We start from the raw sequence: 23,636 nt of genomic DNA on the forward strand, positions 1-23,636 counted from the left end.
TTCCCGCCTGACTTTCCCGCCCGACTTGCCTGTCCGGCTCTCCCGCCTGACTTGCCCGCCCGACCTGCCCGCCCGACTCTCCCGCCCGACCCGCGGCCGGGCGGGTCCTTTTCGATTCCATGAGGTGGACCGCGCCTACGGCGGCAGCAGGCGGTTTTCGGAGAGCTGGAGCCAGTCGGGCTGCGCCGCATACATCTCGCGGATCAGCTGCTTGATCTCCTCGATCCGGCCGGAGCGGTCGTTGGCGCGGTAGCTCATGATGATGGGCGAGACCAGCTTGCGGTCGTCGAAATGGCGATAGGCCACGTCGTAGCTGCGCAGACGCTGGGCCGCCGCGGGCACGATGGTGACGCCGGCATCGGCGGCCACCAGCCCAAGGGCCATCTGCAGCTCGCGCACCTCCTGGATCGCCGCCGGCCGCACGTGCCGGTCGGCCAGCAGCGACAGCACCTCGTCGGCGAAGCTGGGGCGCGGCTCGGAGGGATAGAGGATGAGGCTCTCCTCCTCCAGCGTGGCCAGGGGCAGGGGCGCCTTGGCGGCGGCCTTCGGGTGGTCCAGCGGCAGGGCCAGCACGAGGCGTTCCTCCCGCAGGATGATGCGCTCGATGGCCGGATCGGTGACGCGCACGCGGCCGAAGCCCACGTCGATGCGCCCTTCCTTCAGGGCCTGCACCTGCAGGCTGGAAATCATCTCCTTCAGCTCGATCTCCAGGTCCGGCCAGAGCCGGCGCATGCGGCGGGCGAGGTCGGGCATGCCGCCATAGAGGGTGGAGGCGACGCAGCCCACCACGAACAGGCTGCGGCCGGAGCGGCCCAGCTGGCGGGTGGTGTCGCGGATCTGCTCCATGCGGCCGATCATCTGCAGCGCCTGCTCGTAGAAGAAGCGCCCGGCCTCGGTGAGCTTCAGCGGCCGCTCGCTGCGGTCGATGAGCAGGACGCCCAGGTCCTCCTCCAGCGCCTGGATCTGCCGGCTCAGGGGCGGCTGGGCGATATGCAGGCGCTCGGCCGCGCGGCTGAAATTGCGCTCCTGCGCGACGGCGACGAAATAGCGAAGCTGGCGAACGTCCATCATACCCTGAGGGTATACAACCAGACCAACTCGGTTTTGGATTTGCCTCATCGTCGCGCCTATCACATTCGCATGACGATACATGCGACCCCTTCCAAGCCTGCGCTGAGCGTCGAGCGGATCGAGACCCTTCTCGTTGATCTGCCCACCATCCGGCCCCATCGCCTGTCGGTCGCGACCCTGGAGGGGCAGACCCTCATGCTGGTCCGCCTCCACATGTCCGATGGCATCGTCGGGGTGGGGGAGGGCACAACCATTGCCGGCCTGGCCTATGGGCCGGAAAGCCCCGAAGGTATGAAGCTGGCCATCGACACCTATATGGCGCCGGTGCTGCTGGCGTGTGATCCCGCCCGCATCCAGGCCACCATGGCCACCATCGGCAAGGTGGTGAAGGGCAATCACTTCGCCCGCTGCGCTATCGAAACGGCGCTTCTGGATGCCCAGGGCAAGCGGCTGGGCCTGCCGCTCTCGGAACTGCTGGGCGGGCGGGTGCGCGAGCGCCTGCCGGTGGCCTGGACGCTGGCCTCCGGCGACACCGGCCGCGACATCGCCGAGGCCGAGGAGATGCTGCAGCGCCGCCGCCACCGCATCTTCAAGCTCAAGATCGGCCGCCACGAGGTGCGCACGGACGTGGCCCATGTGGCCGCCATCAAGGCGGCGCTGGGCGATCGCGCCAGCGTGCGGGTGGATGTGAACATGGCGTGGAGCGAGAGCGAGGCGGCCTTCGCTCTGCCCGCCCTGGCGGATGCCGGCTGCGACCTGGCCGAGCAGCCGGTGGCCTCGGGCGCGGCGCTGGCGCGCCTGACCGCCCGCGGCCACCTGCCGGTGATGGCGGACGAGCTGCTGCAGGGCCCGGCCAGCGCCTTCGAGCTGGCCGCGGCCCGCGCCGCCGATGTGTTCGCGGTGAAGATCGAGCAATCGGGCGGCCTGTTCGCCGCCGGCCGGGTGGGCGCCATCGCCGATGCCGCGGGCATCGGCCTCTACGGCGGCACCATGCTGGAGGGCGCGGTGGCCACCACCGCCGCCGCGCACCTGTTTTCCACCTTCCCCAACCTCGCCTGGGGCACCGAGCTGTTCGGCCCGCTGCTGCTGACCGAGGAGATCCTGGCCGAGCCCCTCGATTATCGCGACTTCGAGCTTGCCGTCCCCGCCGGCCCCGGCCTCGGCCTCACCCTCGACGAGGACCGCATCGCCCGCTTCCGCCGCGATGGCGCCCGCCGCACCCTGTCCATCGCCGCGCTGAAAGTGGGGGCCTGAGCCATGCTGTTTCAAGTGGAAATGGATGTTCGCATTCCCCGCGACCTGCCAGAGGCCGAAGCCGCCGAATTGAAGAGCGTGGAGCGCGCGCGCGCCCAGGAGCTTCAGCAGGCGGGCAAGTGGCGACATCTTTGGCGCGTCGCCGGACGCTACGCAAACATCAGCATCTTCGACGTGAGCAGCCCCCAAGAGCTGCACGACATCCTGTCCACCCTGCCGTTGTTTCCGTTCATGGAAATCGCGGTCACCCCCCTGTGTCGCCACCCCTCGTCGATCCGCGAGGACGACACCTGACCCCTGCCCGACGCCGCATTCTGGAGGAAACGCCAATGCCCAAGAACATCATGGACAAAGCCACCATCGGCACCCTTGCCGACCGCGCCGCGGGCCTCGACGCCGCCGGCGGCAATGCCCGCCTCAAGGAGATCGTGCGCCGCCTGACCTTCGACCTCATGGTCGCCATCGACGACCTCGACATCTCCATGGATGAATTCTGGACGGGGGTCACCTACATCGCCGCCGCCGGCCGCAGCAACGAGCTGGGGCTCATCGTTCCCGGCATCGCGGTGGAGCATTATCTCGATCTGCGCCTGGACGAGGCCGAGCGCCTGGCGGGCCTTGCCGGCACCACCCAGCGCACCATCGAAGGGCCGCTCTATGTGGCCGGCGCCCCGCTCTCCACGGGCGAAGCGCGGCTTGACGACGGCTGCGACGACGGCGAGGTGCTGTTCGTGCAGGGCCGCGTCACCGGCACCGACGGCCGCCCGGTGGCGGGCGCCATCGTGGATGTGTGGCACGCCAACACCATGGGCAATTATTCCCACTTCGATCCCACCCAGCCGGCCTTCAACCTGCGGCGCCGCATCGAGACGCGGGCCGACGGCACCTACGGCTTCCGCACCATCATGCCCTCCGGCTACGGCTGCCCGCCCGGCTCCCAGAGCCGGCTGCTGATGGAAAGCCTCGGCCGCCATGCGGAGCGCCCGGCGCACATCCATTTCTTCGTCACCGCACCCGGCTATCGCAAGCTCACCACCCAGATCAACATCGAGGGCGACACCTATCTCGACACGGACTTCGCCTTCGGCACCCGCGATGGCCTCGTGCCGCCGGTGCGCCGGATCGACGACGCCGGCGAGATCCATGCGCGCGGGCTGAACAAGCCGTTCGCCGTCATCGACTTCGATTTCTCCATCGCCGCGCAGGCCGAGGGCGTGGCGGGCACCGAGGTCAGCCGCCCCCGCGCCGCGGCCTGAGGCCGACCCACCCGGTTCCCCACCCCTTCAACACCCCGCAGGGCCCGCCGCACCCGCCGGCGGGCCGCAGCGGAGGGAGGACAGCCATGACTGCACACGCCCCCATTCCCCCGGCCGCATCGGTGGCCGCCCGCATCGACGGCGCGGTGGTGGAGGACCGCGCCAACGGCCTCTACCGCTGCCGGCGCGACATCTTCACCGACCCGGAAATCTTCGAGCTGGAGATGCAGCACATCTTCGAAGGTAATTGGATCTACCTGGCGCATGAGAGCCAGATCCCCAATCCCAACGATTATTTCACCACCTTCATCGGCCGCCAGCCCATCGTCATCACCCGCGACCGCAAGGGCGAGCTGCACGCCCTCGTCAACGCCTGCTCCCACCGCGGGGCCATGCTGTGCCGGCACAAGCGCGGCAACAAGGCGACCTACACCTGCCCGTTCCACGGCTGGACCTTCGCCAATTCCGGCAAGCTCTTGAAGACCAAGGAGCCGGACGGCGCCGGCTATCCCGAAGGCTTCAACACCGATGGCTCCCACGACCTCGCCCGGGTGCCGCGCTTCGAGAATTACCGGGGCTTCCTGTTCGGCTCGCTGAAGCAAGATGTGCTGCCGCTGGCGGAACATCTCGGCGAGGCGGCGAAGATCATCGACATGATCGTGGACCAGTCGCCCCAGGGGCTCGAAGTCCTGCGCGGCAACTCCACCTATGTCTTCGACGGCAACTGGAAGGTGCAGGCGGAGAACGGGGCCGACGGCTATCACGTCTCCTCGGTGCACTGGAACTATGCCGCCACCGTCAACGCCCGCAAGGCCGCCGCCGCCGCCGCCGCGGGCAAGGACGACGTGCGGGCCATGGATGCGGGCAGCTGGGCCAAGCAGGGCGGCGGCTTCTATTCCTTCGCCCACGGCCATCTTCTGCTGTGGACCCGCTGGGCCAATCCCGAGGACCGCCCGCTCTACGAGCGCCGGGCCGAGCTGACCCAGACGTTCGGCGAGGCCATGGCGGACTGGATGATCAGCCGCTCGCGCAACCTGTGCCTCTACCCCAACGTCTATCTGATGGACCAGTTCTCCTCGCAGATCCGCACCTTCCGGCCCATCAGCGTGGATAAGACCGAGGTCACCATCTATTGCATCGCCCCCCGCGGCGAGAGCGCCGAGGCGCGGGCACGCCGCATCCGCCAGTATGAGGACTTCTTCAACGCCTCCGGCATGGCCACGCCCGACGACCTGGAGGAATTCCGCTCCTGCCAGATGGGCTTCATGGCCAAGGCCGCGCCCTGGAACGACCTGTCCCGCGGCGCCGCCCACTGGATCACCGGGCCCGACGCGGGCGCCGCCGCCATCGGCCTTCAGCCCCTCCTGTCGGGCGCGAAGACCGAGGACGAGGGCCTATTCGTGGTCCAGCACCAATATTGGAAGGACGTGCTTTCCGCCGCCCTCTCCGGCGACGCGCCGCGCGCCGCGGCGGCCGAATAGTCCGCCGCCATCGTGAAACAAGACGGCGATGCAGGACCGCCCGCGGCCGCATCGCAGGGGAGGACCACATGAACGTGACCCGCGAGGCGGTAGAGGCCTTTCTCTACCGCGAAGCCCGCTATCTCGACGACAAGGACTGGGACAGCTGGCTCGCCCTCTATGCTCCCGACGCGGTGTTCTGGATGCCGTCCTGGGATGACGACGACCTGCTGGTGGAAGATCCGCAGAAGGACATCTCGCTGATCTATTACGGCCAGAAGCAGGGGCTGGAGGACCGGGTGTTCCGCATCCGCACCGAGCGTTCCAGCGCCACCAGCCTGCCCGAGCCGCGCACCTCCCACAATCTCACCAATATCGAGATCCTGGAGGACACCGGCGCCAGCTTAAGCCTGCGCTTCAACTGGTTCACCCTGAGCTTCCGCTACAAGACGACGGACACCTATTTCGGTGCATCGTTCTATACGCTGGATACCAGCGGAAACGACTTCAGGATCAAGAACAAAAAAGTCGTGCTGAAGAACGACTACATTCATCAGGTGATCGACATCTACCACATCTGACCGCCGGATCGAACGTCCGGCCGCCCTCCGGGGCGGCCGCCGGCACGCGCGCGGGAGGCGGGCAATGACACACACGATCGCGTTGAGTTTCGAGGACGGCGTGACCCGCTTCATCGCCTGCGGCACCGGGGAAACGGTGGCGGATGCGGCCTACCGCTCGGGCATCAACGTGCCCTTCGACTGCCGCGACGGCGCCTGCGGCACCTGCAAGAGCTTCTGCGAGGCCGGCAGCTACGACGCGGGCGACTATATCGAGGATGCGCTGGCAGCGGACGAGGCGGCGCAGGGCTATGTGCTCACCTGCCAGATGCGGCCGAAAAGCGATTGCGTGGTGCGCATCGCCGCCACTTCGGCCATGTGCAAGGCGGCCGCGGGCACCTTCACGGCGCGGCTCTCGCGGGTGGAGCAACTTTCGGCCACCGCCATCCGCTTCGCCGTGAAGCTGGAGGCGGGGGCGCAGCTGTCCTTCCTGCCCGGGCAATATGCCAACCTGGCGGTGCCCGGCGGCGGCGAGGTGCGGGCCTATTCCTTCGCCTCGCTGCTGCGGGAGGGAGAGGTGGAATTCCTCGTCCGCAACATTCCCGGCGGGCGCATGTCGTCCTATCTCTCCGAGCGGGCGAGGGTGGGCGATGCCATCGCCTGTTCCGGCCCCATGGGCTCCTTCTACCTGCGGCCGGTGACGCGGCCGCTGCTGTTCCTCGCCGGCGGAACCGGGCTCGCGCCGTTCCTCGCCATGCTGGAGCTCTTGGAGCGCGACGGCCTCGGCGTGCCGGCGCACCTGGTCTATGGCGTCACCTCCGACCGCGACCTGGTGCTGGTGGACCGGCTGGAAGCGTTTGCGGCCCGCCTGCCGGGCTTCAGCTTCGTCACCTGCGTGGGCGATGCCGCCAGCACCCATCCGCGCAAGGGCTATGTGACCCACCACCTTGCGCCCGAGCACCTCCACTGCGGCGCGGTGGACACCTATCTGTGCGGGCCGCCGGCCATGGTGGATGCGGTGCGCCAGCACCTTGAGGCCGCGGGCGTGGTGCCCGCCGCCTTCCATTATGAGAAGTTCGCGCCCGGCGCGCAGGCGAAGGCGGCATGAGCACCCCCGGCATGAGCACCCCCGGCATGAGCGCCCCCGGCACGGCCCGCCCGGCCCGCTTCGCCGGCAAGGTGGCGGTGGTCACCGGCGCCGCCCAGGGCATCGGCCAGGAGGTGGCGCGGGGCCTTGCGGCGGAAGGGGCCTGCGTGGTCATCGCCGACCGTTCCCCCCTGCTGGCGCAGACCGAGGCGGAGCTGGCCGCGGCCGGCGGCACGGTGACGGCGGTGACGGCGGACCTGGAGGCCTTTTCCGGCGCCGTCGCGGTGATGGAGGCGGCCACGGCGCGCTTCGGCCGCATCGACATCCTGGTCAACAACGTGGGCGGCACCATCTGGGCGAAGCCTTACGAATATTATGCGGAAGCGGAGATCATCGCCGAGATCAACCGCTCCTTGTTCCCCACCCTGTGGTGCTGCCGCGCCGCCCTGCCGGTGATGCTGGGGCAGGGCGGCGGGGTGATCGTGAATGTCTCCTCCATCGCCACCCGCTCCATCCACCGCACGCCCTATGCGGCGGCCAAGGGCGGGGTGAACGCCATCACCGCCGCGCTGGCGTTCGAATATTCGGGCCGTGGCATCCGCGTGGTGGCCACCGCCCCGGGGGGCACCGAGGCGCCACCGCGCCGGATTCCCCGCAACAGCGCCGGGCGCTCCGCCGCCGAGGAGGCCTGGTACCAGGAGATCGTGGACCAGACCGTCTCCTCCAGCCTCATGAAGCGCTACGGAACCCTTGCCGAGCAGGCGGCGCCCATCCTGTTCCTGGCCTCCGACGAGGCCTCCTACATCACCGGCGTGACGCTGCCCGTGGGCGGCGGCGACCTCGGCTGAGCCGACCCGGCCGCAGCGGCCCAATAAGCCTGAAGAAAAATCTTCGCCCCGAGAGGAAACCCCGAGAGGAACCCCCATGTCTGCCAAAAGAACCATCAATGTCCAGCAACTGATAGACGACAGTCCCATCTCGCGTTTCCAGCTGCTCATCATCGTCCTGTGCTTCGTCATCGTGGCCGTGGACGGCTTCGACACGGCGGCGGCGGCCTTCATCGCCCCGGCCATCCGCGCCGAATGGCAGCTTGCCCCCGCCATGCTGGGGCCCATGTTCGGGGCCGGCCTGTTCGGGCTCATGGTGGGCGCCCTCGTCATCGGCCCGTTCGCCGACCGCTTCGGGCGCAAGCCGCTGCTGGTGTGCTCGGTGTTCTTCTTCGGCCTCGCCTCGCTGGGGGCGGCGTGGTCCGGCTCCATCACCGAATTGACCTGGTGGCGCTTCGTCACCGGGCTGGGCCTGGGCGCGGCCATGCCCAGCGCCATCACCCTCACCTCCGAATACTGCCCGCAGCGGCGGCGGTCGTTCCTGGTCACCGCCATGTTCTGCGGCTTCACCCTGGGCTCGGCCATGGGCGGCCTGCTCGCCGCGCACCTGGTGGCGGATTATGGCTGGCGCTCGGTGCTGGTGGTGGGCGGGGTGGTGCCCATCGCCATCGCCGTGCTGCTGCTGGTGCTGCTGCCGGAATCCATCCGCTTCCTGGTGATGAAGGACGAGCGCTCCGCCGCCGCCGCCCGCAACCTCGCCCGCATCGCGCCGGGAACCGACTTTTCGGGCGCCACCTTCGTGGGGCCGCAGAAGGCCAGGGGGCTGCCGGTGCAGCAGCTGTTCTCGCGCCATCTGGTGGGCGGCACGCTGCTGCTGTGGCTCACCTTCTTCATGAGCCTGCTGGTCTATTACCTGCTCACCAACTGGCTGCCCACCTTCATCAACAGCGCTGGCGCCACCATCCAGCAGGCGGCCCTGGTCACCATGCTGCTGCAGTTGGGCGGCACCCTCGGCGGGGTGGTGCTGGGCCTGTTCATGGACCGGGTGAACCCCCATGTGCTGCTCGGCTGCGCTTATGCGGCGGGGGCCTTGTGCGTCACCGCCATCGGCTATTCGGCGGGCGTGCCCGGCCTGCTGCCGGCGGCGGTGTTCGGGGCCGGCTTCTGCATCGCCGGCTCGCAGATCGGCATCAACGCGCTGGCGGCGGCCTTCTACCCCACCGCAAGCCGGGCTTCCGGGGTGAGCTGGGCCAATGGCGTCGGCCGCAGCGGCTCGGTGGTGGGCTCCATGGTGGGCGGGCTGCTGCTGTCCTTCAACTGGGGCTTCGACACCATCTTCGCCATCGCCGCGATTCCGGCGCTGCTGGCGGGCCTTGCCATCTTCCTCAAGGGCCGCCTGCAGGGCGAGGCGCCGGCCGAGGCGGCGCCGGCCGGCGAGGCGGTGCAGAACGCCTGAGGCGGAGCCGGCCCGCAGGGGCGGGGCGGTAAATTCGGCGCCCGGGCGGGTTCAACCCGGGCGCCGGCCGCACTAATCTGCCGCCCCGCGGCGGCTCAACGCCGCGCCAAGAGGAACGCACCATGGTCTATGAGGTCGCCACCATCGACATCAAGGAAGGCTCGGAAGCTGCCTTCGAGGCGGCGGTGAAGGAAGCCGCGCCCTATTTCCAGAAGTCGCGCGGCTGCCGCGGGCTGTCGCTGGAGCGCTCGGTGGAAACGCCCACCCGTTATTATCTCGTCGTCACCTGGGACAGCGTGGAAGACCACATGGTGCACTTCCGCAATGCGCCCGAGTTCCAGGAATGGCGCCGCCTCGCCAGCCCCCATTTCGCCAGCGCGCCGACGGTGGAGCATACCAGCGTCGCCGTCACCTGCTTCTGACGCGGCGGCGTCCGGCCCGGTTGCGGCAGCCGGACGCCCCGCTGCCCGGCCCTATCCGTAATGTCCCTCTGTTGAGCGATATTCCTGTGTGGATATAGCTTGTTCCATCTCAATGCGCCCGCCGCACCGCGTCGGCGAGCGTGGGGCAGCCCGTTGCGGGCGGATGGAATATTTGGAGGGTTTCGGTGGCGCAGCGTGATGAAACCCAGGGAGGGCCGGAGGCCGGCCCCGCCGCCTTCTTCCGCGCCCAGCATGCCGCCTTCGCCGCCACCCTCGGCGCCCACGCGGCCAGCGCGGAGCTGCTGGATCGCATCTGGATGCAGGCCTTTTCCAGCTATGAGCACAATGTGGCGGAACAGACCGGCGGCCTGCCGCCTTTGGCCTGCCGCAAGGGCTGCGGCACCTGCTGCCGCATCCTGGTGGTGGCCACCGCCCCCGAAGTGCTGATGGTGGCGCGCTACATCCGCGGCATGGCGGCTGGCTTCCGCACCATGGGCATCGACCTGCCCGCGCGCCTGGCCGCGACCCCCGATGCGCCGGCCGGGGCCTCCGGCACCATGGCGCTGGGGCACGATTGTCCGTTCCTCGTGGAAGGCATCTGCGTCATCTATCCGGTGCGCCCGCTGGCCTGCCGCGGCCATGCCTCGTTCGATGCCGACGCCTGCATCGCCGCGCTGGAGGGGGAGGCGGACGAGGTGCCGGTGTCCGAGCCGCACCGCACCGTGCGGGCCCTGGTGCAGGGCGCCCTGCAATCGGCCCTGCGCGATGCCGGGGCGCCGTGGGGGCTTTATGATCTCGTGGCCGCGCTCAAGATCGCCCTGGCCCGTCCCGATGCCGAGGCCGGCTTCGCGGCGGGATGCGATGTGCTTCACCCCGCTTTGGTGGACCATGTGAGCCGCGAGGAGATGGGCCGCACCTTCGACCGGCTGAAGGGGTAGGGCTCAGCCCTCCGCCTTCTGCGGCCGGGCCATCAGCGCCTCGATGGCGCCGTCGATGGACAGGCGGCCGCAGAGCACCGCATCCACCGCCGCGCTCACCGGCACATCCACGTTCCGCGCCCGGGCCATCTCCACCAGCACGCTGGCGGTGAAGGCGCCTTCCGCCAGCCTGCCGCCCCCCGCCGTGCCCGCGCCCAGGGCCTGGCCGAAGGCGAAATTGCGCGATTGCGGGCCGGAGGTGGTGAGGATGAGATCGCCGAGACCGGACAGGCCGGTGATGGTTTCCGCCTTCGCCCCATAGGCGCGGCCGAAGCGCATCAGTTCCGCAAAGCCGCGCGCCACCAGCGCCGCCGCCGCGCTGGCCCCGAGCCGGCGCCCGGCGACGATGCCGGCGGCGATGGCCAGCACGTTCTTGGCCGCGCCGCCGATCTCCACCCCGCGCACGTCGGTGGAATGGTAGAGCCGCAGGGTCGTCGAGCCCAGCGCCGCGGCCAGCGCCTGCGCCAGCGCCGCATCTTCGGCGGCCAGCGTCACCGCCGTGGGCAGGCCCGCCGCCACGTCGCTGGCGAAGCTGGGACCGGAGAGCACGGCGGGCACCGCGTGCGGCGCCGCCTGGGCGATCACCTCGCTCATGAAGGCGCGGGTGCCGCGCTCGATGCCCTTGGCGCAGGAGATCACCGGCGCGCCGGGGCGCAGCAGCGGTGCAAGGCGGCCGAGGGCCTCGCGGCAGGCCTGCGCCGGCACCACCAGCAGCACCGCATCGGCGGCGGCGAGGGCGTCCAGATCGCCGGTGGGGGTGACGGCGGGATCAAGGGCGATGCCAGGCAGGTCCGCCTGGTTCTCCCGCAGGCGGGCCATCTGCGCCATGGCGGGGGCATCGCGGCCCCACAGCACCGCCTGTTGCCCCGCGCGGGCAGCGGCATTGGCAAGGGCAGTGCCCCAGGCGCCGGCCCCCATGACGCCCACGCGCCGGAAGTCCCGGGTGCCCACGCTTCAGGCCCGCGCCGTGGCCGAGGCGGCCGCCGCCGGGTCCAGGGGCCAGCGCGCGCGCGGGCTCACGTCGAGCGTGTCGCGGATGCCGCGGGACAGCCGCTCGGCCCCCGCCCAGGCGATCATGGCGCCGTTGTCGGTGCACAATTCCGGCGCGGGCAGGGCGAAGCGGGTGTTCAGTTCCGCCGCCACCTTGGCGAGGCTTTCGCGGATCATGCCGTTGGCAGCCACGCCGCCGGCCACCACCAGAGCGGTGGGGCCGCGGCCCAGCCGGTCGCGGAAGGCGCGGGCGCCGGCGCGCACCCGGTCGGCGATGAGGTCCACCACCGCCGCCTGGAAGCTGGCGCACAGGTCCGCCACGTCGTCGTCGGAGAGCGGGGCGAGGCGGTCCGCCTCCAGCCGCACGGCGGTCTTCAGGCCGGAGAGGGAGAAGTCCGGCTCGCGCCGGCCCAGCATGGGGCGGGGGAAGGCGAAGCGCGCGCCGTAGCCCAGCTTCGCCTGCGCCTCCACCTGCGGCCCGCCGGGATAGGGCAGGCTCAGCATCTTGGCCACCTTGTCGAAGGCCTCGCCCACGGCGTCGTCCAGCGTGGTGCCGAGGCGGGTGTAGCGGCCCACGTCCTCCACCGCCAGAAGCTGGGTGTGGCCGCCGGACACCAGCAGCAGGAGGTAGGGAAAGGCCACCCCGTCGGTGAGGCGGGCGGTGAGCGCATGGGCTTCCAGATGGTTCACCGCAATCAGCGGCTTCTTCGCGGCGAGGGCGATGGCCTTGGCGGTGGTGAGCCCGACGATGACCCCGCCGATGAGCCCCGGCCCCGCCGCCGCCGCCACGCCGGACAGTTCGGAATAGTCCACGTTCGCCTGGTGCATGGCCTCGGCGATCACATGGTCGAGGATTTCCACATGGGCACGCGCGGCGATCTCCGGCACCACGCCGCCATAGGGGGAATGGATCTCCACCTGCGAGCGGATCACGTTGGAGCGGATGTCCGCCGCCCCCGAGGGCGAGCGCGCCACCACCGCCGCGGAGGTCTCGTCGCACGTGGTCTCGATGCCGAGGACCAGAAGATCCGCCAAACCCGTCACCCCTGAACGTTGTGCGCTGCGCCGGAACGCCGCTCTATTTTATTTCGATTCCGTTGAGCATTGTACGCGCCCGGGAACCAGAACGCGAAATGTGCCAGAACACCAGATGAGCCAGATCCCCACATCCGACACCGATTCCGCCGGCGCGGTGCTGCGCATCGGCACCCGTGGCAGCCCTTTGGCCTTGTGGCAGGCCCATGCGGTGCAGGCGGCGCTGGCGGCGGCCCTCGGCGTGGCGGCGGAGCGCATTCCCATCAGCGTCATCCGCACCTCGGGCGATGCCATCCAGGACCGTGCCCTGTCCGAGGCGGGGGGCAAGGGCCTGTTCACCAAGGAGATCGAGGAGGCGCTGCTGGACGGCCGGGTGGACCTGGCCGTGCATTCGGCCAAGGACGTGGCCACCGTCCTGCCGGAGGGGCTGCATCTGGCCGGCTACCTGCCGCGGGCGGATGTGCGCGACGCGCTGATCCTGAAGGCGGGCCACAGCCTGGCGGACCTTGCCCCCGGCGCCCGCGTGGGCACCGCCTCCCTGCGGCGCGAGGCGCAATTGCGCCGCATCCGGCCCGACCTGAGCGTGGAATTGCTGCGTGGCAATGTCCACACCCGCCTCGCCCGGGTGAAGGACGGCGATCTCGACGCCACCCTGCTGGCGTTCGCCGGCCTCAGCCGCCTGGGCCTTGCGGCGGCGGCGAGCTGCCTGCTGGAGCCGGGCGATTTCCTGCCGGCGGTGGGGCAGGGGGCGGTGGCCATCGAATGCCGCATGGCCGATCCCGCCACCAATGCCGCCATCGCCGCCATCGCCTGCCGCGACACCGGCATTGCGCTGGCCGCCGAGCGGGCCTTCCTGGGCGCGCTGGACGGCTCCTGCCGCACGCCCATCGGCGGGCTCGCGGTGGTGGAGGGCGACACGGTGCTCCTGCGCGGGCTGGTGCTGGCGCCCGATGGTTCGGATGCGGCGCAGACCGAGGCCCGCGCCCCGGTGGCCGATGCCGCCCGTCTCGGCGCCGAATGCGGCGCCCGCCTGCGCACCAGCGCCCCCGCCCGCGCGCTGGGCCTGTAAAGCCCGGCCGGACCTTGCCCCGGCCGGCGGCGCGCGACTGGGACAAGCCTTTCGCCCGCGGGCTCGCGGGGCAGGGGTTCTCAGGGCATGAGCGCGCGGGACATGGGCGCGCGGGACATGAGCGCGCGGGGAAATTCGGCTCCCACCGCGGCGGATCGCACCCTGCTGCTCCACCCGGCCCCATCCAGCGCCCGCCGCGGCAAGCGGCAGAGGGGGCGGCGTCGGGTGCCCTGCGGCGTGCCGGGGAGCGGCCGCTTCGGGCTTGACGAGACGGTGCCGGAAGGCCCCGCCCGCGAACGGAGGAGCCGCCGGATTGTCCAGGTGGTGGCGCGCCACCCCCGCCCTTGGCGCCCCCTCTCCCGCTTGCGGGGGAGGGGGAGGGCCTCGCCCGCGGACGGGGGTAGCGGAGGGTGCAGGCATCGCCACGGGAACAGGCCGGCCTCACCCGTTTCCGTCCGCCACCCCGGGAAACCCCGGGCTTGACGGAAGCAGGCGGGGGATGTCGCCTCAGCTATCGTTCACCCCCTTGAGGCGACGGGCGAGGGCCACGGGGCGAGGACCATGGAGCAAGGGCCACGGGCCACGAGGCAAGGGCCACACCCCAGTTGCGGATCGCGATGAGGCCCGTCCGGCGCCAGGAGCCGTTTCGTCGCGTCCCGGTTTCAAGCAGAGATTGTCCCGACCCATGCATATTCTCATCACCCGCCCCGAGCCCGCCGCCACTGAGACCGCCGAGCGCCTCGTCGCCCTCGGCCACCAGGTGACCGTGGACCCCATGCTGCGCATCGTGCCCAACGACGCGGCCATGCCGGAGGGGGATTTCGACGCGGTGGCCTTCACCTCCATCAATGGCGTCAAGGCGCTGGCGGCGCATCCGCGAGGACCCGGCCTGTTCCATCTGCCGGCCTATGCGGTGGGCACCCGCACGGCGCGCGAGGCCCGGGCGGTGGGCTTCACCCGTGTCACCGACAGCAAGGGCAATGCGGAGGCGCTGGCCGGCACCCTGGCCGAAACCCTGCCCCGGGGGGCGCGGGTGCTCCACCCAGCGGGGGAGGACCGGGCGGCGGACCTCTCGCAGCTGCTGGCGTCGCCCGGTATCGAGGTGGTGCTGGCGGTGATTTACGAGGCGGTGGCGGCGGATGCGCTCTCGCAATCGGCGCGCGCGGCGCTGGCCTCGGGAACCGTGACGGCCGCGCTGCACTTGTCCCACCGCACGGTGGACACCTTCCTGCGTTGTGTCGCCGCGGCGGGGCTGGAGGATCGATTGCCGGGCATTCGCGAGCTGTGCCTGTCCCATCAGGTGGCGGAACCTTTCCTGAAGGCGGGGCTCGCCGCGGAAATCGCCGCGGCACCCAACGAGGACGCGCTGATCGCCTTGCTGTGACGGCCAGCCGCCGGCAGGCGGTTGCGGCGGGGCGCCGGCCGGTCTATCCCGAAGCTGAACAGCGGATCCGATCTCACGAGGGAGGCCCATGGCGAGCGAAGATCCGAAGGCGGAAGGGCTCGCGTCCCGCCCGTCCCGCACCCCGCCCACGCTCGACCTGAAGGCCGAGGACATCACGCCGCCCGCCGCCGGGGAGCCCCCGGCGCAAGCGCCTGCACCGGCCGATGCGGATGGGGCTGCGCCCGCCGACGCGCCCGCCGTCGATGCTTCCACGGACGATACCTCCACCGCCGATGCGCCTCCGGCGCCGGCCGCTCCCGAATCACCTGCGCCGCAGCAGAGCGCCGAGCAGGCCGCCGAGGCGGAGCTGGCCGCCGCGGCCGTGCCGCCGGCGCCGCCGCCCGCCCGCTCCGGTGCCGGGCTGGTGATCGCCGCCCTTCTCGCCGGTGTGATCGGCGGTGGCGCCGCGGCCGGCGGCCTGTGGTACGGCCTGCCGCTTTGGTTGCCGCCGGCGCCTGCGGTCGCTCCCGCGCCGCCCCCGCCGCCGGTGGACCTTTCGCCGCTGGAGCGGCGCATTGCCGCGCTGGAGGCCCGCCCGGTGGCGGACCCGCAGGCGGTTTCCGCCCTGGCCGCGCGGCTCGACCGCAGCGAGGCGGCGCTGAAGGGGCTGGAAGGCGCCGTGGCGGCGCTGAAGGCGGCACCTGTTCCCGCCGCCCCTGTTCCCGTCGCGCCTGCCCCGGTCGTTCCCGTCGCTCCGGTTCCGGTTGCTCCGGTTCCCCCGGCGCCCGTCGCCGCGGTGCCGGCGGCGCTGGCCCGCTCGGTGGAGGAGCTGAAGACCGGCGCCGAAGCCACCCGGGAGGCCCTGGCCTCGGCCAAGCGGGAGATCGAGGCGCTGCGCACCGCGCAGGCGGGGCTGCAGGGCGCCCTTGCCGCCGCCACCGCCGGTGCCCAGCAGGTGCAGACCCAGTTGCAGGCGCAGGTGAATGCCCAGATCCAGGCGCTGGGCCCGCGCATCGACGCGGTGGGGCCGCGCCTGGATGCGCTGAAGAAGCAGATCGAGGAGGCGGCCGCCGCCGCCACCGCCTTCAACCGCGCCGCGGCAGGGCTGGTGGTGCTGGGCAGCTTCCGCGATGCCGTCGCCTCCGGCCGCCCGTTTCCGGCCGAGCTGGCCGCCGCCCGCGTGGCGCTGGGCCCGGCCGCCGGCGCGCTGGACCCGTTCGCGTCCGCCGCGGCGCAGGGCTATGCCCCGCCGGTGGCGCTGGCCTCCCGCCTCGCCGCCGCCGGCGCCAAGGCCGTCGGCGCCCTGGCGCCGCCCCCCGCGCCCGAGGGCGAGACGCTGGTGAACCGGCTTCTGGCCTCCGCCGAAAGCCTGGTGAAGGTTCGCCCGGCCACCGGCCCCGGCGCGGTGGACGTGCCGGCCCTCATCGACCGCGCGGTGGCCCAGGTGAAGGCCGGGCAGCTTGAGGAGGCCCTGGCCACCCTGAAGCCCCTGCCGCAGCCCGTGGCGGCACAGCTCGCCATCGTGACCGCCGAGATCGAGGCCCGCGTCGCCGCGCTGCGCACCGCCTCGGCTCTCTACCAGCAGTCGCTCGCCGCCATTTCGGGGAAGGTGCCGTGATCCGCCTCGTCTTCTTCCTCATCCTGCTTGCCGCCCTTGCCTTCGGCGCCTCCTGGCTGGCCGACCGGCCGGGCGAGATTTTTGTGGTCTGGCAGGGCTGGCAGGTGGAAACCACCGTGCCGGTGGCCCTGGCCGTCCTCGCCGTCGTCACCGGCGTCATGCTTGCGGTGTGGCGGCTGCTGTCGCTGCTGCTGCGCTCGCCGAAGCTGATTGCCGCCTTCTCCCGCCGCCGCCGGCGCGAGAAGGGCTGGAATGCGGTGACGCGCGGCCTGCTCGCCGTGGGCATCGGCGATACCGCCGCGGTGCGCCACGCCCGGGCCGAGGCGGTGAAGCTGCTGCCGCGCGAGCCGCTGACCCATCTGCTCACCGCCCAGGCGGCGCAACTCGACGGCAACCACGAGGTGGCCGTGGCCGCCTTCCGCTCCATGGTGGACGACCCCGCCACCCGCCTTCTGGGTCTGCGCGGCCTGCATATGGAAGCGCGCAGGGCCGGCGACATCCGCGCCGCCTATGCCATCGCCGAGGAGGCCGCTGCGGCCGCCCCCACTTTGGCCTGGGCGGCCGAAGCGGTCATCGAGGCGCGCTGCGCCGATGGCGACTTCCCCGGCGCCCGCGCCGTGCTGGAGCGGCAGATGGCCCAGAAGGGCATCGACAAGGCCCAGTACCGCCGCCGCAAGGCCGTGCTCCTCGCCGCCGAGGCGGTCGCCCTGGAGCACAGCGACCCTCTGGTCGCCCGCGAGCGGGCGGTGGAGGCGGTGCGGCTTGCGCCTACTCTGGTACCGGCTGCTGCCTGTGCGGGCCGCCTGCTCGGCGCCGCCGGGGAGCTGCGCAAGGCGGCGAAGATGGTGGAGACGGCCTTCGCCGCGAATCCCCATCCCGAACTCGCCGATGTCGAGGCCTATCTGCGCCCGGGCGACGCCGCCCAGGACCGGCTGAAGCGCATCCGCACCCTGGTCAACCGTGCGCCGGCCCACCGCGAAAGCGCCATCGCCCTTGCCCGCGCGGCCATCGACGCCCACGAGTTCGCCCAGGCCCGCATGGTGCTGGAGCCGCTGCTGGCCGAGCCGAGCCAGCGCGTCTGCCTGCTGATGGCTGAACTCGAAGCTGCCGAACATGCCGATATCGGCAAGGCGCGGGAATGGACCGCGCGGGCGGTGCGCGCCAACCGCGACCCGGCCTGGATCGCCGATGGCGTGGTGTCCGATCGCTGGGCGCCGGTCTCGCCGGTGTCGGGGCGGCTGGATGCCTTCGTGTGGGAAGTGCCGCCCGGCGTCTCCGCCACCCCCATTCTGGAACACGAGGCGGAGCGGGTGAAAGCCGCCATCGCCGCGGTGCGCGCCAGCGAGGACGCCAAGGCGGCCGCCCTCGCTGCCGCCACGGCCGAGCCGCCCGCCCCCCCGCCGCCTGCCCCGGAGCCGCCGCCCGCGCCCGTCCCGGCGGAGCCCGCGCCCATCGCAGCCCCGGCCGAAGCGCCTTCTGCCGCAACGGTTTTCACGCCGCCGCCGGCATCGCCGGCGAGCCCCGCGCGGGCCGGGGAGCGCAGCCGGCCGGCCCCCATCATCGCCCAGCCGCCCCTGCCGGACGACCCCGGCCCCGACCCGGACCTGCCCGACGAGCCGGAGAACGGCGGCAAGAAACGCCGGCTGATGGGGCTGTGAGAACAGGGGGCGCCGGGGCGCTCCCCTTCGCCTCGACCTTGTGGCCGCCCCGCGCCGATGCTATGCGGCGCGGATGACCGCCAGCGCCCAGAAGAACATTCGCAACTTCTCCATCGTCGCCCATATCGACCATGGGAAATCGACCCTCGCCGACCGCCTGATCCAGATGACCGGCGGGCTGAGCGAGCGCGAGATGACGGAGCAGGTGCTCGACAACATGGACATCGAGCGCGAGCGCGGCATCACCATCAAGGCCCAGACGGTGCGCCTCTCCTACAAGGCGCTGGACGGCGAGACCTACGTCCTCAACCTCATCGACACCCCCGGCCACGTGGACTTCGCCTATGAGGTGAACCGCTCGCTCGCCGCCGTGGAGGGCTCCCTGCTGGTGGTGGACGCCTCCCAGGGCGTGGAGGCGCAGACGCTGGCCAATGTCTACCAGGCCATCGACAACAACCACGACATCGTCCCGGTCCTCAACAAGATCGACCTTCCCGCCGCCGAGCCGGAGAAGGTGAAGGCGCAGATCGAGGACGTGATCGGCCTCGACGCCTCCAACGCCATCGGCATTTCGGCCAAGACCGGCCTGAACGTGGACCAGGTGCTGGAGGCCATCGTCACCCGCCTGCCGCCGCCGGTGGGCGACCGCGAGGCGCCGCTGAAGGCGCTCCTGGTGGACAGCTGGTACGACACCTATCTCGGCGTGGTGGTGCTGGTGCGCGTGGTCGACGGTGTGCTGAAGAAGGGCCAGCGCATCAAGATGATGGCCGCCGATGCGGTCTATGACGTGGACCGCGTGGGCGTCTTCACCCCCAAGATGGTGGCGCTGGCGGAGCTCGGCCCGGGCGAGATCGGCTTCCTCAACGGCTCCATCAAGGAGGTGGCGGACACCCGGGTGGGCGACACCATCACCGAGGAAAAGCGCCCCTGCGCGGAGATGCTGCCGGGCTTCAAGCCGGCGCAGCCGGTGGTGTTCTGCGGCCTGTTCCCGGTGGATGCGGCCCAGTTCGAAGATCTGCGCGCCGCCATGGGCAAGCTGCGCCTCAACGACGCCAGCTTCTCCTTCGAGATGGAGACCTCGGCCGCGCTGGGCTTCGGCTTCCGCTGCGGCTTCCTCGGGCTTCTGCACCTGGAGATCATCCAGGAGCGGCTGGAGCGCGAGTTCAACCTCGACCTCATCGCCACCGCCCCTTCGGTCATCTACGAGATCCAGATGACCGACGGCTCGGTGATCGATTTGCACAATCCCGCCGACATGCCGGACGTGGTGAAGATCGAGGAGATCCGCGAGCCGTGGATCCGCGCCACCATCCTCACCCCGGACGATTATCTGGGCAGCGTGCTGAAGCTCTGCCAGGACCGGCGCGGCACCCAGATCGAGCTCACCTATGTGGGCGCGCGGGCCATGGTGACCTATGACCTGCCGCTGAACGAGGTGGTGTTCGACTTCTACGACCGGCTGAAGTCCATCTCCAAGGGCTACGCCTCGTTCGACTATCAGATCACCGAATACCGCCCCGGCGACCTTGTGAAGATGTCCATCCTGGTGAATGCCGAGCCGGTGGACGCGCTCTCCATGCTGGTGCACCGCGCCCGCGCCGACGCCCGCGGCCGGGTGATGTGCGAGAAGCTGAAGGACCTCATCCCCCAGCATCTGTTCAACATCCCGATCCAGGCCGCCATCGGCGCCAAGATCATCGCCCGCGAGACCATCAAGGCGCTGCGCAAGGACGTGACGGCCAAGTGCTATGGCGGCGACATCAGCCGCAAGCGCAAGCTTCTGGATAAGCAGAAGGAAGGCAAGAAGAAGATGCGCCAGTTCGGCAAGGTGGAGATTCCGCAGGAAGCCTTCATCGCCGCGCTGAAGATGGATGAATGAGGCTTAGAGCGCGATCCGATCAAATTGAATCCATTTGATCGGATAACGCATTCTCTAGCCTCACTCCGCCGCAACCACCTTCGTCCGGGCGGCAGCCTTCGCCGCCCGCGCCTTGCGCCCCGTGCGCTTCATCCACCACACCATCACCCCGGTGACCGAGAGCATCGCCACCACGAGGCCCATGACGGCGACGAGGATGCGCCCCGGCAGGCCGAGAATGCGGCCGGAGTGGATGGGGAATTGCAGCTGGATGAAGACATCCCCCGCCGTTCCCACGCCGGGGATGAAGGCGCTGGTGAAGGCGCCGGTCTGGCCGTCGAAATAGAGCCAGCGCGTGTCCATGGGATCGTCATGGTCGCCGAAGGCCACGCCGAACACGCCGTAATGGGGCGAATAGAAGATCTCGCCTGCCGGCTCGTCCCAGCCCCGGGCCCGGGCCTCCTTCAGCCCCGCCTCCAGCACCATGTCGAAGGAGAGCGTGCGATCGCGCAGGGGGGCCAGCATGGCGCCGGAGAAGGGCGTGGGTGTCACCTCCGAGAACAGCCCCACCACGGGCTCCACCACCTGCTGGCGCAGATTCATGGTGACCGACGAGATGGCCACTACGATCAGCAGCAGAAACAGCCACAGGCCGGCGGCGCGGTGCAGGTCGATATTGAGGCGGAAGGTGCTGCCGCCCTTGATGGCGAAGGCGGATCGCCACTTGGCGAAGAACGGCCGCCCGCGCGGAAAGGTGAGGGCAAGGCCGATGAAGCCGTCCACCAGCCACAAGACCGCGACCACGCCCATGAACAGGATGCCGTACACCCCGGGCAGGCTGAGATTGTGGTGGAATTCATAGAGGAAGGGAATGAGCTTGAGGGGCGCGAAGCAGCACGCCCCCCACAGCCGTTCAGCGAGGATTTGCCCGCTCACCGGGTCCACCTGGAACACATCGGCCTTCAGCGCAACCGGCTCGCCGGTGGCGGGATCGGTCCGGCCGATGGCGGCGGCGTCGGCGGCATGGCCGGGCTCGTTCACCAGCGACATGTACCAGACCACCCGCTGCGGATCGCCCGCCTCGATGTGCTTTGCGAGCGCATCGGGGGAGAGGGGCGCGCCCACGGCGGTCGCCCGGTAGGCCGCGGGGTTCAGCCATTCGTCGAGCTCGTGGTGGAAGGCCAGCACGCTGCCGGTGATGCCGGCCACGAACAGGAACAAAGCCGTGGCGAGCCCGAGGATGCGGTGGGCCCACACCAGGCCCGGGCGGAGACTGAAGCGGCGCTCGGCTGGCATCGGCTCGCGCTCCCGTATCACCAGCGATACTTGGCGGTCAGGAGCACGGTGCGGCCCTGCTGCCAGTACCAATAGCCCTCATTGTTCAGCGCCTCCTGCTGGTCGAACAGGTTCTTGGCGTTGAGCGCGAGCTTCCAATCGTCCTTTTCGTAGTAGATGGCCGCATCCACCGGGAACTGGGCCGGGTTCTTGTAGGTGTTGTAATTGTCGGCCCAGAAGCCGCTGAAATAGCGGATGCCTGCGCCCACGCCGAAACCCTTCATGGGACCGTCGAGGAAGGTGTATTTCATCCACAGCGAGGCCACGTTGGCCGGCATGTTCACGGGTACGTTGCCGATGGTGGCGATATCGGCGCTGTCGATGATCTCGCCCTGGGTGAAGGTGTAGGCGGCGGTCAGGTCGAGGCCCTGCGCCAGCTCCACCATGGCCTCGGCCTCGAAGCCGCGCACCCGCACTTCGCCCACCGGGCTGTAGTAGAAGGTGTTCGGATCGGCCACCGCATAATTGCTCTGGGTGATCTGGTAGGCGGCCAGGGTGAAGAAGCTGCGTCCACCCTTGGGCTGGAACTTGATTCCCGCCTCGTATTGCTCGCCGGTGGAGGGCTCCAGCACCTGGCCCTGCGAATCCACATTGGTGGTGGGCAGGAAGGAGGTGGCGTAGCTCACATAAGGCGAGACACCGGCGGCGAATTCATAGAGCAGGCCGGCCTGCCAGGTGAAGGCCTGGTCGTCGCGCGAGGCGGTGGTGATGCCGAAGGTGCTCTGGTCGGTGGATGCGAAGTCCTGCCGGCCGCCGATGGTGAAGTGCCAGCCGTCGCCGAACGACATCTGGTCCTGGGCATAGAGGCCGATCTGGCTCAGGTTCACCCCGTAAGAGGTGGTGATCGGCGGCATGACCACGAGGTTGGGGACGTTGGGATTGAAGATGTTGACCGGGGCGGCATTGAAGCCGATGCCGTAGCCGAAATCCGTCGCGCCCCAGAGATAGTCGAGCCCGCCCAGAAGCTTGTGCTGCACCGCGCCGGTGGCGAACTTGGCGGTGAGCTGGTTGTCCACCTGGAAGGTGTTGTACGTCTCCTCGTAGTTCCAGGGATAGACGCCGATCTGCGGGCCGACCTTGGTGCCGGTGGGCTCCAGCCAGAAGCTGTGATTGTCGATATGGCCGTAGCGCAGGTTCTGCCGGGCGCTTACCGCATCGTTGAAATCATGCTCCAGAATATAGCCGATCTGCTCCTGGGTCTGCTGGATGGCGTTGTAGGTGGTGCCGAGCGGAATCTTGGTGAGGATGTTGTTCGGCTGGTAATAATAGGTGCTCGACGGCAGGCGGATGTCGAGGATGCTGGCGAGCAGGGTGAGGCGCGTGGCGTCGTTCTGGAAGGTCACCGCCGGCGCGATGTAAAGCTCGTTGTTGGTGGTGTAGTCCATGGTGCCGTCGGCGGCGCGGGCGACGCCGGTGAGGCGGTAGAGCACGCTGCCGTCCTCCTTCGCCTTTCCGCCCACGTCGAACGCCACCTGGGACCAGGCGGGGTCGCCGAGCTGTCCCTCGATCTCGGCGAAAGGCGTCTCCACCGGCATTTTGGCGATGCGGTTGATGAGGCCGCCGGGCACGGTCTGGCCATAGAGCACGCCGGCCGGACCCTTGATGATGTCGATGCGCTCCAGCCCGTAGGTTTCGGTGCGCCAATAGGCGAAATTGCCCGAGCCCTGGGACAGGCCGTTGAGGAAATCGCCGCGGGAGGTGACCGGGAAGCCGCGGATGTAGATGTCGTCGAAGCGCGGGTCGTAGCCATAGGCGCCGGTGACCACGCCGGCGGTGTAGGAGACGGCGTCCACCACGTTCTGCGCCGCGCGGTCGTCCATTTCCTGGCGGGTGACGACGGAGATGGAGCGCGGCGTCTCCATCAGCGGCGTATCGGTCTTGGTGCCGGCCGCCGAGCGCTCGGCAATATAGCCTTCCACCGGGCCCCAGGCGGTCTGGCCGGTGGTTTCCACCGTGACGGTGGGCAGGCTCACGCTGGTGTCCGCCTCCTGCGCCGCCGCTGGTCCGGGCGTGAGAATCTGCGGGGCGCAGAGGGCCGTGGCTGCAAGGAGAGCCGAAAATCTCTTGCGGCGGCAATGGGATGGCTCTTGATGAAAGAACACGCGCGCCATGTAATTTCTCTCGGGAAAAACAGATCGTGGTATTTTGATATTTGGCCGGGGAGCCGGGTGCAATGCACGCGTGGCCAGATTGGAAGTATTGAAAATGATGATTTTAACTATAGTAGTTACAAAGAATAAGTATCCACACTAGAATTATTACAATTTTCATGCGGGCCGCAAGCAGGATTCCGGGTGGGGCCGTGCGGCGCCACGGCTC

The 23,636-nt window shown here is 70.0% G+C and carries 20 protein-coding genes; 15 read left to right on the forward strand and 5 right to left on the reverse strand.

Translation table 11 applies throughout. The annotated features are described in order from the left end of the window. Positions 1-135: 135 nt before the first annotated feature. Positions 136-1,068, reverse strand: coding sequence for a LysR family transcriptional regulator (locus ACI7BZ_RS12835; protein ID WP_414117534.1), 933 nt, complete (start codon positions 1,066-1,068; stop codon positions 136-138). A 72-nt stretch (positions 1,069-1,140) separates the two neighbouring features. Here ACI7BZ_RS12835 and ACI7BZ_RS12840 point away from each other — a divergent pair, with 72 nt between their 5' ends. The 10 genes from ACI7BZ_RS12840 to ACI7BZ_RS12885 all read left to right on the forward strand — a co-directional run bounded on the left by ACI7BZ_RS12840 (position 1,141) and on the right by ACI7BZ_RS12885 (position 10,331). Beyond that, a complete protein-coding gene (locus tag ACI7BZ_RS12840; protein WP_414117535.1) occupies positions 1,141-2,325 on the forward strand; it encodes a muconate/chloromuconate family cycloisomerase in 1,185 nt (394 codons plus the stop codon). A 3-nt stretch (positions 2,326-2,328) separates the two neighbouring features. After that, positions 2,329-2,619, forward strand: a complete 291-nt coding sequence (gene catC, locus ACI7BZ_RS12845; protein WP_414117536.1) for a muconolactone Delta-isomerase — start codon at positions 2,329-2,331, stop codon at positions 2,617-2,619. 35 nt (positions 2,620-2,654) lie between these two features. Beyond that, positions 2,655-3,581 carry a dioxygenase family protein gene (locus tag ACI7BZ_RS12850; protein WP_414117537.1) on the forward strand — a complete coding sequence of 309 codons (927 nt, stop codon included), beginning with the start codon at positions 2,655-2,657 and terminating at the stop codon, positions 3,579-3,581. Positions 3,582-3,667: 86 nt separating this feature from the next. Beyond that, positions 3,668-5,062: a benzoate 1,2-dioxygenase large subunit gene (benA, locus tag ACI7BZ_RS12855; RefSeq protein ID WP_414117538.1), complete on the forward strand. Its 1,395-nt coding sequence runs from the start codon at positions 3,668-3,670 to the stop codon at positions 5,060-5,062. A 68-nt stretch (positions 5,063-5,130) separates the two neighbouring features. Next, the gene (gene benB / locus ACI7BZ_RS12860; protein ID WP_414117539.1) at positions 5,131-5,622 is read left to right on the forward strand and encodes a benzoate 1,2-dioxygenase small subunit; all 492 of its coding nucleotides are present in this window, start codon (positions 5,131-5,133) and stop codon (positions 5,620-5,622) included. A gap of 64 nt (positions 5,623-5,686) precedes the next feature. Continuing rightward, positions 5,687-6,709 (forward strand): benzoate 1,2-dioxygenase electron transfer component BenC, encoded by a 1,023-nt coding sequence (gene benC / locus ACI7BZ_RS12865; protein WP_414117540.1) that lies wholly within the window; start codon positions 5,687-5,689, stop codon positions 6,707-6,709. Between the two features lie 26 nt (positions 6,710-6,735). Continuing rightward, on the forward strand, positions 6,736-7,536 hold the full coding sequence (locus ACI7BZ_RS12870; RefSeq protein ID WP_414119162.1) for a 1,6-dihydroxycyclohexa-2,4-diene-1-carboxylate dehydrogenase: 801 nt from the start codon (positions 6,736-6,738) through the stop codon (positions 7,534-7,536). 76 nt (positions 7,537-7,612) lie between these two features. Next, positions 7,613-8,971 carry an MFS transporter gene (locus tag ACI7BZ_RS12875; RefSeq protein ID WP_414117541.1) on the forward strand — a complete coding sequence of 453 codons (1,359 nt, stop codon included), beginning with the start codon at positions 7,613-7,615 and terminating at the stop codon, positions 8,969-8,971. A gap of 122 nt (positions 8,972-9,093) precedes the next feature. Next, positions 9,094-9,393, forward strand: coding sequence for an antibiotic biosynthesis monooxygenase family protein (locus tag ACI7BZ_RS12880; protein ID WP_414117542.1), 300 nt, complete (start codon positions 9,094-9,096; stop codon positions 9,391-9,393). Positions 9,394-9,578: 185 nt separating this feature from the next. Continuing rightward, complete coding sequence (locus ACI7BZ_RS12885; RefSeq protein WP_414117543.1) at positions 9,579-10,331, forward strand: YkgJ family cysteine cluster protein; 753 nt, start codon at positions 9,579-9,581, stop codon at positions 10,329-10,331. 3 nt (positions 10,332-10,334) lie between these two features. On the opposite strand, the gene ACI7BZ_RS12890 is transcribed toward ACI7BZ_RS12885, so the two are convergent. Then, positions 10,335-11,321 (reverse strand): NAD(P)H-dependent glycerol-3-phosphate dehydrogenase, encoded by a 987-nt coding sequence (locus ACI7BZ_RS12890; RefSeq protein ID WP_414117545.1) that lies wholly within the window; start codon positions 11,319-11,321, stop codon positions 10,335-10,337. Between the two features lie 3 nt (positions 11,322-11,324). Next, positions 11,325-12,404, reverse strand: a complete 1,080-nt coding sequence (gene tsaD, locus ACI7BZ_RS12895) for a tRNA (adenosine(37)-N6)-threonylcarbamoyltransferase complex transferase subunit TsaD (protein WP_414117546.1) — start codon at positions 12,402-12,404, stop codon at positions 11,325-11,327. A gap of 106 nt (positions 12,405-12,510) precedes the next feature. Between tsaD and hemC the strand changes: the two genes are divergently transcribed. The 5 genes from hemC to lepA all read left to right on the forward strand — a co-directional run bounded on the left by hemC (position 12,511) and on the right by lepA (position 20,003). Then, on the forward strand, positions 12,511-13,464 hold the full coding sequence (gene hemC, locus ACI7BZ_RS12900; protein WP_414117547.1) for a hydroxymethylbilane synthase: 954 nt from the start codon (positions 12,511-12,513) through the stop codon (positions 13,462-13,464). 685 nt (positions 13,465-14,149) lie between these two features. Further along, on the forward strand, positions 14,150-14,848 hold the full coding sequence (locus tag ACI7BZ_RS12905) for a uroporphyrinogen-III synthase (protein WP_414117548.1): 699 nt from the start codon (positions 14,150-14,152) through the stop codon (positions 14,846-14,848). 88 nt (positions 14,849-14,936) lie between these two features. Further along, on the forward strand, positions 14,937-16,466 hold the full coding sequence (locus ACI7BZ_RS12910; protein WP_414117549.1) for a COG4223 family protein: 1,530 nt from the start codon (positions 14,937-14,939) through the stop codon (positions 16,464-16,466). Then, positions 16,463-18,124 (forward strand): heme biosynthesis protein HemY, encoded by a 1,662-nt coding sequence (locus ACI7BZ_RS12915; protein WP_414117550.1) that lies wholly within the window; start codon positions 16,463-16,465, stop codon positions 18,122-18,124. Before ACI7BZ_RS12910 ends, ACI7BZ_RS12915 begins: the two co-directional genes overlap by 4 nt. Before the next feature lie 73 nt (positions 18,125-18,197). Then, entirely contained in the window at positions 18,198-20,003 is a 1,806-nt protein-coding gene (gene lepA, locus ACI7BZ_RS12920; protein WP_414117551.1) for a translation elongation factor 4, read from the forward strand. Positions 20,004-20,063: 60 nt separating this feature from the next. On the opposite strand, the gene ACI7BZ_RS12925 is transcribed toward lepA, so the two are convergent. Together ACI7BZ_RS12925 and ACI7BZ_RS12930 are read right to left on the reverse strand one after the other, a co-directional pair. Continuing rightward, entirely contained in the window at positions 20,064-21,278 is a 1,215-nt protein-coding gene (locus ACI7BZ_RS12925; protein WP_414117552.1) for a PepSY-associated TM helix domain-containing protein, read from the reverse strand. Positions 21,279-21,295: 17 nt separating this feature from the next. Next, positions 21,296-23,290 carry a TonB-dependent siderophore receptor gene (locus ACI7BZ_RS12930; protein ID WP_414117553.1) on the reverse strand — a complete coding sequence of 665 codons (1,995 nt, stop codon included), beginning with the start codon at positions 23,288-23,290 and terminating at the stop codon, positions 21,296-21,298. Between the last annotated feature and the right edge of the window lie 346 nt (positions 23,291-23,636).

This window comes from Xanthobacter sp. AM11 (assembly GCF_047444035.1).
Taxonomy (GTDB): Bacteria; Pseudomonadota; Alphaproteobacteria; order Rhizobiales; family Xanthobacteraceae; genus Xanthobacter.